At 48.0% G+C, this 6,418-nt stretch carries 4 protein-coding genes and 1 pseudogene; all 5 read left to right on the top strand.

Features of this window, described 5'->3' with window-relative positions; genetic code table 11:
* On the top strand, positions 1-921 hold a 921-nt coding region (locus ALMA_RS05095), incomplete at its 5' end, for an IS3 family transposase (RefSeq protein ID WP_148140265.1).
* Between the two features lie 34 nt (positions 922-955).
* Positions 956-1,846: pseudogene (locus ALMA_RS08060) on the top strand (IS1249 family transposase); the annotation flags it as partial.
* 247 nt (positions 1,847-2,093) lie between these two features.
* Positions 2,094-2,786 carry an ATP-binding cassette domain-containing protein gene (locus tag ALMA_RS05090; protein ID WP_094726622.1) on the top strand — a complete coding sequence of 231 codons (693 nt, stop codon included), beginning with the start codon at positions 2,094-2,096 and terminating at the stop codon, positions 2,784-2,786.
* Between the two features lie 10 nt (positions 2,787-2,796).
* The gene (locus ALMA_RS05085) at positions 2,797-5,130 is read left to right on the top strand and encodes an MATE family efflux transporter (protein ID WP_148140262.1); all 2,334 of its coding nucleotides are present in this window, start codon (positions 2,797-2,799) and stop codon (positions 5,128-5,130) included.
* 350 nt (positions 5,131-5,480) lie between these two features.
* The gene (locus ALMA_RS05075) at positions 5,481-6,404 is read left to right on the top strand and encodes a DMT family transporter (RefSeq protein WP_094726619.1); all 924 of its coding nucleotides are present in this window, start codon (positions 5,481-5,483) and stop codon (positions 6,402-6,404) included.
* Positions 6,405-6,418: the final 14 nt, after the last annotated feature.

Raw genomic sequence — 6,418 nt, 5'->3', positions numbered from 1 at the left:
CAGTATACGATACGCCAGATGTGTCAAGTCCTTAATGATGCTTTCGTGGGTGGGTTTATCACCGAGCGCGCGTATCGAGCATTCAAGAAACGGCCTGTGAGTAAACGCGCGGCTCGTCATGAAGCGTTGAAACGCGATATCGAGTTGATGCATGAGGATTTCTTCATGGCGTGCTATGGGTATCGCAAAACTTACCACCAGCTGCTATCTCAAGGGTGGAGCGCCAGTGAGGTAGGTCGTGATCAAGTTTATATGCTTATGCGTGAACTCGGCGTGCAGGGCTCGTTTACGGGTAAAGCGCCACGCACGACGCGTCCTGCCCGTAGTAGTGGGGGAAGACCTGATTTAGTGCATCGTCATTTTCAGGCTCAGGCTCCGAATCGGCTGCATGTGGCGGATATTACGTACGTTAGGCTCAAGTCGGGAGGGTTTGCGTATACAGCGTTTATTACTGACGCGTACTCGCGTCGAATAGTTGGCTGGACGTGCGCGACGAGTCTGAAAACTGAGGATATAGCCCTTCCTGCTTTGAACGAGGCACTCGTGTGGGCCTCGATAAGGGATACGACACAGGGGCTTATTCATCATTCTGATCACGGGGTTCAATACATTAGCCGTGTCTATAGTCAGCGGGTTGAAGATTACGGTCTTTTACCGTCGACTGGGAGTGTAGGAGATTCGTATGATAATGCTCTAGCAGAAAGGACAAATAATGCATACAAAACAGAACTAGTCTACCGGCATGAGCCTTTCGAGACTGTTGAAGAGCTCGAGTTTGCGACTTTTCAATGGGTGGACTGGTATAACAATCGGCGTCTTCATCAAGCACTCGATTACAAAACCCCAGCCCAAGTAGAAAAAGAATACTACCACAACCAACAAGAAAAAGAAGAAACTAGTATACTAGAAAAAAGGAACTAAACCAGCCCCACAGCGGAACCAAAACCAGTCCACATCAGACCATCATCGTGTCGTCATGATTGATGGCACTTATCTAAAAACAGGCAAATGTCTCCTGATCGCTATTGATGGTGATACCAGTAAAGTCTTGGCCTGGCAGTGGGCAAACAAAGAAACAAAAACCGCGTACACCACACTATTATCCCGGTTTGTTTTCCCTCCAGAAGTCTTAGTATGCGATGGAAACAGAGCACTCGAAAACACGTATACACGCTTATGGCCCCATACCAATATCCAACGCTGTCTTGTACATGTTCTGCGTGATTGCAGACGAGACCTGACCAGCGCACCTAAAAGCATGGCAGGACGCGCACTATGGAAACTAGCAAAAGACCTGTTTGAGGTACAGACATATGACGATGTAGCCGACTGGGTAGCCAGACTCCACGCATGGTATCAATACTATAAACATCTACTCAACGAGAAAACTTTTGCGAAGAACTGTCCTACAGACCCTCACGCAGCCAAACACACATGGTGGTGGACACACCCTCATTTACGGCGCTGTTACACTCGGCTTGAAACCCTCTATCAGGAAGGTAAATTATTCACGTATGTCGATTACGCTGAGATTGACACGCCTATCGATAGAACGACCAACAGGATTGAAGGAGGCGTTAACCAACAAATCAAACTGCTTTTAACGAATCATCGTGGTATGCCACCCGAGCATCAACGTCGAGCCTGTGACTGGTTATGCTATATGAAAACCCCTGACCCAGACCCTTACCACATACTCAACGATAGTCAGAAAACTCCTCCACACCCTACTAGCGAGCGAGGAGAACAAAACCATGGCGAGCAACTGGGCCCTGGCTGGGGAACAGGAATTCAATGGAACGACTTCCACACACCTACCCCGTACCCCAACACCACCGACAACTAGACTCTAAAGCAATAACTTTAGTTCCTATATGCCGCAAATTACACTGGATTTAGCATATGCTCCGGATTATCACAGCAGGTGGTTTGTAGATACCGGTCTACATAAAACTTCGGCGTGGCATCCTGGGCAGCCGGGGTCGCCTCGTTCGGCTCGAGTAGACTTCACGCAACGTTAGTCTATTTAAACCTAAGATGTGGGTCTTTGCAGATGGTGTGAAGACCCACATCATAATGAAAGTGTGATTCCTATGTCTATCCTTCTCGATGATGTAGCATTTAGCTATAATCTCCCAAAAAAAGATGGTCGATTCATCTTTGAACATGTCCATGCAGAATTCTCTCCCGGACATTTTTATGCAGTCATGGGGCCTAGTGGGTCGGGTAAAACTACGCTGATGAAGCTGATGTCGATGGAACTTTCTCCATCCGCTGGAGCTATTCATTATGATGATAAAGACATTACTGCTCTCTCGCGCCAGACTCTCCTTCAGACGCGTATTTCGCGAATCTATCAGGACTATCTTCTCGTACCCTATCTTTCTGCTCGAGATAATGTCTTACTCGCGGCAGAAATCTTAGGAAAAGGAAGAACCTCTCAGGATAAAGACCGAGCAGAAGAACTCCTTCACACAGTAGGTCTTGATACAGAATTATGGAATCAGGAGGTGCTCTCTCTGTCCGGTGGAGAGCAGCAGCGAGTGGCTATAGCGCGGGCAATTATCCGGGATACGCCCGTTCTCCTCGCTGATGAGCCTACTGGATCGCTCGACGATGAAAACACCATGAAGATAGCTCAGCTTTTACGAGACATCGCTCATGAACGGAATAGGGTGGTCATAGCCTGCACTCACGATATCGAATGTGCTCGTTTAGCTGATGACATACTGTCTATCAGAAATCGCGGTTTAGTATCTCTACGGGAAGAGGATAATCATGCGTAGACATGTGAAAATGGCTATCTTGAGCATCCTCCACACGCTAGGGGCGAGTAGTATATTTCTTATCGTAGTCATGTTAGGTACGGCTTCCACTCTGATTTTTGGTGCATATATACAGTCTCAGTATGATGCATATGATGAGGCTGCTCGGAGTCCTTTTGGGAAGTATGACGCTATAGTCTCTACCTATTCTCCAGAAGCGCGCAGTATTCTAACCTCTTTGGAAGACGCAGGCAAAGCCGAGCCTATAGCCTATTCGTCCGGAACTTTAGTCACGCCTACGTTCTCTGATTACGTTTCTATCACGTATACTGCACGAGAATCCCACATAGGTACTCTTTTGAGGGGACGCTATCCAAAAAAGGATAACGAAATCATAATCTCACAGCCACTATTTCAGCAGCTCCATAGTCAGCTCGGTGGCACTATCACTCTAAAGGACGCATCTGGTGCTTCAGAGGAAGCCTATACTATCGTGGGTATAGCAGTGAACACAACGCGAAGAGATGAAAAATATGCTATAGCAGTTCAGCGACAGATGGCCACATCACTGTCGCAGACATGGCTACTCGATGATTATGATGACAGGTTAGAACCATATAGAATCCAGGAAGTACTGACATATGCGAGAAAAATTTGGCTGCAGCATGGGCTCGATGGGGAGCTAGCTCATCGTACACTTCAGTACGCTCCCTATATTCAGTATGGTGTGCTGTGTGTGGGAGCTTGCGGAATTATTTTATATTTTCTTTCTCGGAAAAAAGCTCTTTTGAGAGATTATCACATACTGAGAGCTCTCGGGGATTCGAGATGGAATGCTGCTAGGACAGTAATCATTCCTGATATAATTCTCCTACTAACAGGAATCGGCGCTGGAGGTTTATTAGGATACCTTATTTTTATGTGGGTGAGGGAACCGTTCGGGCATATGCTGAACCAGGAATGGCTGCTTGCTCCTTATAACGCATTTGCGAATACTGGAAATACTATCCTGATTATAAGTATGCTAGCGGTCATTGTAGCACTGTGCATTATCTTTATGAATAAAGTGCAGACCCGATACTATCATCATCTGAGGTCCCGCACGATGTGGTGGATATGTGTAGGAATAGGTCTTGTTCTTACTATCATATTTACTATATTGAGACAGACGTTCATTTTCCCATGGGGGCATCTCTTTGCCATGGGGATAGGAGGACTGACTTTTTCAGCAGGTGCTGTGCTCATAGCTACGGTTCCGAAGCTACACGCTACGCGGATTATTGGTTCGCGATTAGCATGGTTTAAAGTGCTAACGAATACGGTCGTGTTTATCCTTTGTTTTCATGCATCGATGTATACGTGCATAGCTACATTGAATCTGGATTTTATGCAGACACGCGTGAATAACGTTTCACGATGGATTAGCATCGGTCAGCTCGAAGAGAGTTCTGTTCGAGATTTAAAGGTAAAGTTCCCGAATATCATGAACGAATCCTACCAGTTCATTAATCCGGATATAACGAATGGTGTTCCCCTCATTATATCCGCAGCGGATAAAAATTGCTTTATAGGAGCTTCACATCCAGGTGAACCTGGATGTGAAGCAGCGATGACGGCACAGATAAGACTTGCCGAACCAGACTCTCCTGCAGCCACTCTAGCTTTGAAGGTACATTCTGAGTATCATCTGAAGCAAGATTCCGTGTATGCTTTTGTAGAATCGCGAGATGATAGTCCTGTAAAAGAGCAGGACATTAAAGAGATTTCTCCGGTTCATGTGGACGAACTTCTGGATGGCGAAATCTATCCAGGACTTGTGCTCACCGTAGATTCCGAGCAAGCTAAAGCCTTAGGGATAAAGCCTTCGATGTATAGCGATCTGCTTGTTCCACACTTTGAGCATTTTACGGAACAAGAGCGCATAGAATTTCGAGCGGCTCTTCTTTCCCATGCGCCACATTCACTTCTTACTGAATCAGACTATGCAGACTTTCGTAAAACTGTAGGAGAGGGTCTCAGTTGGTCCTTTGCAAGTATCGTTCTTGCTTTCGTCTTACTTCTATCAGTAGCTGGACTGACCTTAGCGGATCAGGAAGAGGTACGCAGGTATGCATACATTTCGGGAACGCGGCAAAAGTATATTTACATGCTCGGTATGCCAGTCATCCTTCCGTACGCGAGTGCAGTGATTTTTGGGACGCTTTTTGGGCGGCTCAACGCTATGGATCACATCCCGATTATCCGTCAGGGTACTCCATGGCAGAATTTCGGATGGTACTGGACTGCTCCGTTACTCGCACTTGTATGGATTATCCCTGCGCTTGCTCTACTGTGTGCGCAGAAGAGGGAAAAACAAAGGAGATAGAGAGGAGGAGAACTATCGCTACATTTTTTACAGCATAGATGGAAAAGAATAATAACGAAGGGATGAAAAAGATGGATAAGCATCAAAGGAAACATAATAGAATGTGGGCTTCTATCCTCGCACTGCTTATACTGTGCCTCAGCTATCCGATAGTTGCTCCATCACTAGCTCAAGCGCTTGGTGGAAATTGCAATGCATGGATAGTCAATGACGTAGGATCTACGTTTGGCCGCGGGAAATGCACCTCGCTGAATAAGGACGTAGGAGAAATAATATATCCCGCACTCCCTATACTAGAAGCTACATAACCGCGCGCCGCACACATGGAGATCACACGTAAAAGGGGAGAGATGTCGAAGTCACTGATGGGTAGTCTCATGGTTCTTTCTGCCGGCATAGCATGGGGCATTTCGGGAGTCAGTGGCCAGTATCTGCTTGAGCATGGCGTCAGTGTGCAGATGCTCACTTCGCTGCGTCTGCTCATCGCCGGCGCGGTTCTGCTCAGCATCGTCCTCGTGAAGCGTCCGGAGAGTATCCGCACAGCGCTGAGCACACGAAGCTTCCTGAAGGGGATTCTCCTCTTCAGTATTTTCGGCCTCATGGCGAACCAATTCACCTACCTCAAAGCCATCGAAAACACGAATGCCGGCACGGCCACGGTCCTCCAGTACCTCACACCTATCATCGTTCTGGCCTACATGAGCATCAAAAACCGCATTCCGCCTGCCCTCCTCGAGATTCTCGCTACCATCCTCGCCACCGCGGGCACGTATCTGCTGGCCACGCATGGGAACCTGACGAGTCTGGCAGTCACGCCTGCAGGCCTCGTGTGGGGTATCATGTCCGCGTTCACGTACGCCGCGTATATCATTCTTCCGGTCGCTCTCATCCGAAAATGGGGTAGCTTGCTGACCATAGGCCTCGCTATGTTCGTGGCTGGCATCATCTTTTCCCTCGCATCGGGCGTCTGGCAGTATCCGTTTATCCTCGACGCGCCGCTGGCCGTGGCCTACTTCGGCATCATCGGAGTGGGGACCATCTTCGCGTACACCTTCTTCCTCAAAGGTACCGCGCTCGTGGGCGCCGTCCAGGGCAGCCTTCTGTCCTCGGTCGAGCCTGTAGCATCCGTTATTCTTACGGCCGCGCTGTTCGGTACGACCTTCTATCCCGCGGATTTGCTTGGTATGGCACTTATCCTCATATCCGCGCTGAGCATTTCGCTGAAAGACACGATTACTGGCTTCTTTACGCGCCAGGGAAAGGTTCGCTCATGACGCTTCCTTAGTTC

The sequence above is a fragment of the Alloscardovia macacae genome, assembly GCF_002259705.1.
In the GTDB taxonomy this organism is placed as follows: domain Bacteria; phylum Actinomycetota; class Actinomycetes; order Actinomycetales; family Bifidobacteriaceae; genus Alloscardovia; species Alloscardovia macacae.
The sequence above is the reverse complement of the archived record's forward strand: the minus strand, read 5'-3'. Positions and strand labels throughout refer to the sequence as shown.

Coding starts and splice junctions, on each gene's coding strand:
- ALMA_RS05090 (WP_094726622.1), top strand. CDS start 2,094: ATGTCTATCCTTCTCGATGATGTAGCATTTAGCTATAATCTCCCAAAA.
- ALMA_RS05085 (WP_148140262.1), top strand. CDS start 2,797: ATGGCTATCTTGAGCATCCTCCACACGCTAGGGGCGAGTAGTATATTT.
- ALMA_RS05075 (WP_094726619.1), top strand. CDS start 5,481: ATGTCGAAGTCACTGATGGGTAGTCTCATGGTTCTTTCTGCCGGCATA.